Below are 4524 nucleotides of genomic sequence, written 5' to 3'. Positions count from 1 at the left end.
TCGCCGACGTGGTCGCACGAGCCGGAGGAGAACCGGCCACACCACTAGAGCTTGCGAAGTCCACTGAGCACCCTTTCGAGCAAAGTCACATCGGGCTGGCCCCCCGCGGAGTCGCTGCCGCCCGGCTGGTGGATCGTGACCAGGCCGGCTTCCGCGAGGTCGGCCACGAGGATGCGCGCGACGCCCAGCGGGAGGGTCAGCAACGCGGAGACCTCCGCGACCGACTTGAGTTCATAGCACAGCCGGCAGATGCGCTGGTGCTCGGGGAGCTGGGAAGTGAGCCCGGAGGGGTCGGCAGTGGTCTGCACCAATGCCTCGATGGCGAGCTGGTACCGCGGCCGGGTCCGGCCGCCGGTCACCGCGTACGGGCGCACCAGCCGCGACTGCCGGCCCCTGGCCGCACGTCCGCCGTGGGCGGCGGGCTGCGGCGCGGGCTGGCCCCGGTGCTGCGCGGGGTGGCCGCCGCCGTACGGAGACGGAGACGGGGGCTGCGACTGCGGCTGGGGCTGCCCCGGGGACGGGGGCACGCCGGGGGCGGCGTACGGTACGCCCGGCGCGGCCGGCCGCGGCGGCATCCCGTGGTGCGGCGGCATGCCCGGCTGGTCGGACGGCTGCGGCCCGTAGCCGTACCGCCAGTCCTCACCACCGTGAGGTACCTCTTGGTGCGCTGCCACTGCGTTCCCCTTCCCCGACGGCGTGCCGGAGCATCACTGCACTCGACGCACCTTAGCCCGGCGAGCGTGCAACGTGCATCGATTGTCGGCTAGTTCAGCAGGCTGCCCTGCAGCTCCGCACGCAGATCGGGGGTGAGCACCGCGCCCGCCCGGTCGACCAGCAGCGCCATCTCGTAGCCGACCAGGCCGATGTCGCACTCCGGGTGCGCCAGCACGGCCAGGGCCGAACCGTCGGAGATCGACATGATGAAGAGGAAGCCGCGCTCCATCTCCACCACCGTCTGGTTGACGTAGCCGCCCTCGAAGATCCGCGAGGCACCGGCCGTCAGCGACGTGAGACCGGACGCCACCGCCGCCAGCTGGTCGGCGCGGTCGCGCGGGAAGCCGTCGGACATCGCCAGAAGCAGTCCGTCGGCGGAGACCACCACCGTGTGCGACACCCCCGGGGTGTTGTCCACGAAGTTGGTGATCAACCAGTTCAGGTTCTGCGCCGCCTGGCTCATCGGGCTCACCTAACGCTCCTGATCGTATGTGCCGGGGCTGATGCCCGGCCCGTCATTCTGCTGCGGCCCCTGCTGGCGGCCCTGCTGGACGCCGCGGCGCAGATTGCTCAGCCGGCCGCGTACGTCCTCCGGGGCGCGGGAGACCTGTGGGCCCCCCAGTTGGGGCTGCTCCGCGGTGCCTTCCACCAGGTTCTGGCGGGGCACCCGCCGGGGAAGGCCCGCGGGGGTGACCCCGCCCGCCTTCGGTTCACGCACCTGCTCGGCGCGCTCCCAGCGTTCGTCGTTCGCCGACCGCCACTCGTCGTCGGCCGACGCCGGCTGCGGTTCGCCGAAGCCGAAGCCCCGGCTGCCGTTCCCCGGCTCCACCGGCGATTCCGCTTCCGGTCGCGCCGGGCTGTCGTACGCGCCCTGCCCCGTCCAGGAGTTCGGCGAGGCGTCGGGGTCCACGTGGCCGTACGTATCGTACGCGGGCCCCGGCGAGATACCCCCGGGCGCGAAGGGATCAGTGCCCACATCTTCCGCTTCGGAATCACGGAAGCTCGGGGCACGGTCCTGCGCCGCCGCTTCGAGCGCCGCCCGGCGCTCCTCCCGCAGCAGCGAGCGCTGGATGGGGTCGAAGACGCCCTCCTGGCCGCCGAGCGCCGGCATCGGCGAGCGCGGGGGTTCGACCTGCGGGTACGGGGAGTCGTCGAAGCCCAGCTCCGCCGCGCTCCGCGCGCGCCCGCCCGGGAAGCCGTTGCCGGGGGGCTGGAAGGACGGGCGGTCCGCGACGATGCGGGAGACGGTGAACTCGTCCTGCTGCTCGGGCGTCCCGGTCGAGCCGCCGAAGGCGATCGCCTCGGGCAGCATCACCAGCGAGGTGGTGCCCGACTGCTCGCCGGAGGGGCGCAGCTGCACACGGATGCCGTGCCGGTCGGCCAGCCGGCCGACCACGAACAGGCCCATGCGCTGGGAGATCGCGACGTCCACGGTGGGCGGGTTGGCGAGCCGGTGGTTGATGTCCGCGAAGTCCTCGGCGGTCAGCCCAATGCCCTTGTCGTGGATCTCGACCATCACCCGCCGGTCCGGCAGCCGGGTGGCGGTGACCCGGACCTTGGTGTGCGGAGAGGAGAACGTGGTGGCGTTCTCCAGCAGCTCGGCGAGGAGGTGGACGAGGTCGGTGACGGCGCTGCCGTGGATCTCGCTGTCGGGCACGCCCTCCAGCTCGATGCGCTCGTACGACTCGACCTCCGAGGTCGCCGCGCGTAGCACGTCGACGAGCGGGACCGCCTCGTCCATGTGCCGGCCGGTGTCCTCGCCCGCGAGCACCAGCAGGTTCTCGCCGTTGCGGCGCATACGGGTGGCGAGGTGGTCCATGTGGAACAGGTTCTCCAGCTGCTCCGGATCCGCCTCGTGGTCCTCCAGGCCGGAGATCAGCTCCAGCTGGCGTTCGATGAGGCCCTGGTTGCGCCGGGAGAGGTTGGTGAAGATCGCGTTCAGGTTCCCCCGCAGCAGCGCCTGCTCGGCTGCCAGCCGGACGGCCTCGCGGTGCACCTGGTCGAAGGCGCGCGCGACCTCGCCGATCTCGTCCCTGCTGTGCAGCGGGATCGGCTGGACCCGGGTGTCCACCCGGCCGGGGTCGGTGCGGGAGAGCTGGTCGACCAGCATCGGCAGCCGCTGCTCGGCGATGCCGAACGCGGAGTTGCGCAGCAGCCGCATGCTGCGGCCCATGGAGCGGGCCATCATCGCGGCGATGACGAAGCCGATGAGCAGCGCGCCGACGGCGATCGCGGCGCCGACGACCGTGTCGCGCTTGGCGGACTCGACGATGTCGTGGGCTTCGGCCACCGCGCGGTCGGCGAACTCGATCTCGACGGTGCGGTACGCGGCGATGGGCACGCTGGTGGCGGCGTACCAGGTCTGCGGGGTGATGCCCTCCGCGGCGAGCGACTCGGGGGTGGCGCCCTCGCCGATCCCGGCGACGCCGGCGAGCATCGCCGAGGGCTCCGGCGGCGCGACGACCTCGCCGCCGCCGTCCTCGGCCTCCCGCTGCGCCTCGGCGAGCTGCTGCCCGGCCTCCTCCTCCTGGTCGGCCAGCGCGTCCTTCAGCATGCGGTTGTCGGCCTCGGTGCTGCCGGTCCGGAACTCGTCGAGGGCGATGGGCTCCAGATAGGCGAAGGAGGCCAGCGCGGTCTTCTCCTCGGCCAGCACCTCGGCCTTCTCAGGCGGACTGACCAGCAGCTCGGTGCCGAGGGAGCGGACCAGCGAGGCGGCGGACTTGGCCAGCGAGATCGCGTACATCGAGCGGCCGTAGCTGGTGATGTTGCCGGTGCCCAGGCCCAGCTCGTTGGCGAAGGTCATCAGCGGCCGGTACATCTGCGCGTACCCGAGGTGGGTGTCGGTGCCGGGCGCCTGGGGCGTGAACGCCGCCTGGCGCAGCTGGTCCAGTTTCTTCTCCTGGTCCCGGAAGGCGTTCAGCCGGCGCTGGAGGCTGGACTTGTCCGGCATGTCCTCGACCTGCCGGTCGAACTCGGCGGCGGCGGCGTCGGTTGCCTCGCGCGCCTCGGTCACCCGGCTCGCCTCGCGGTCGCCGTGGAGAAGGGGCTGTACGGAGACGTCGCGCTCGGCCATGAGGCGGTCGGCGTAGTCGGCGGCGGCCTTGGCCACCTTGGCGGTGTTCTCCGCGTCCTGGGCTTCGCGCCAGGTGTCCACGGAGTTGTTCACCTGGAAGCCCGCGAAGGCCAGGGCCACGAGCACCGGGATCAGCAGGATCGCGTTCAGCCGGGTGGCCACCCGCCAGTTACGGGGAGACAGCCGGCTGCCGCTCGGCGGTGGCGGGGCCGGCTGCCGGGCCCCGGCAGGGGGCGGCGCCGCCGCGTGCGACGGCGGGCTGAAGTTGCCCCGCGCCTCCTGCGCGGAGCCCTTGCTGCTGCGCCTCACCGGACCAACAACCTCTCGGCCTACTCTCGGGTCAGTTCCTCGAATTCCAGCACGCCGGGCGGCACATTCCAAACGCCTGGCGCGGACTTCGTACGATCACGCAGGTGCCGTCAAACAGGGCGTAAGCGGCATCAACCGACAAAGTGCAACGACCCCATCAGCGGAACGGAGTCGGCCGCCTGCGTCCTGTGCATCCAGTCCCCCCAATCTGCTTCTAAACGTTATCAACGCCGCAGGGGCGGGTCGCACCGGCGGTGCGACCCGCCCCTGGCGAAGTCTCCGGCCCGCGGCACCCGTCGGGCCGGGCCGGCGCGGTTAGGGCTTGTCCGGCCCTAGCGCAGCCTGGCCATGAGGGCGTGCTCGACAAGGGTGATCAGCGTGGACTTCGACTCCGACCGCTGCCGCGCATCCGTCGTCAGGATCGGCGT

The 4524-nt window shown here is 72.1% G+C and carries 3 protein-coding genes and 1 pseudogene; all 4 read right to left on the bottom strand.

Annotated features, from left to right (window positions below; genetic code table 11):
- Positions 1-44: 44 nt before the first annotated feature.
- On the bottom strand, positions 45-593 hold the full coding sequence (locus T328_RS35915) for a DUF742 domain-containing protein (RefSeq protein WP_496500469.1): 549 nt from the start codon (positions 591-593) through the stop codon (positions 45-47).
- 170 nt (positions 594-763) lie between these two features.
- Positions 764-1177, bottom strand: coding sequence for a roadblock/LC7 domain-containing protein (locus T328_RS35910; protein WP_078524293.1), 414 nt, complete (start codon positions 1175-1177; stop codon positions 764-766).
- Between the two features lie 9 nt (positions 1178-1186).
- A complete protein-coding gene (locus T328_RS35905) occupies positions 1187-3949 on the bottom strand; it encodes a sensor histidine kinase (protein WP_496500468.1) in 2763 nt (920 codons plus the stop codon).
- A gap of 479 nt (positions 3950-4428) precedes the next feature.
- Positions 4429-4524: pseudogene (locus tag T328_RS35900) on the bottom strand (ATP-binding protein); the annotation flags it as partial.

Source organism: Streptomyces sp. CNX435 (assembly GCF_059570575.1).
This window is presented reverse-complemented; position numbering and strand designations above follow the sequence as displayed.

Excerpts from the sequence above, each read along its gene's own strand:
- T328_RS35915 (WP_496500469.1), bottom strand. The coding sequence starts at position 593 with ATGCCGCCGCACCACGGGATGCCGCCGCGGCCGGCCGCGCCGGGCGTA.
- T328_RS35910 (WP_078524293.1), bottom strand. The coding sequence starts at position 1,177 with ATGAGCCAGGCGGCGCAGAACCTGAACTGGTTGATCACCAACTTCGTG.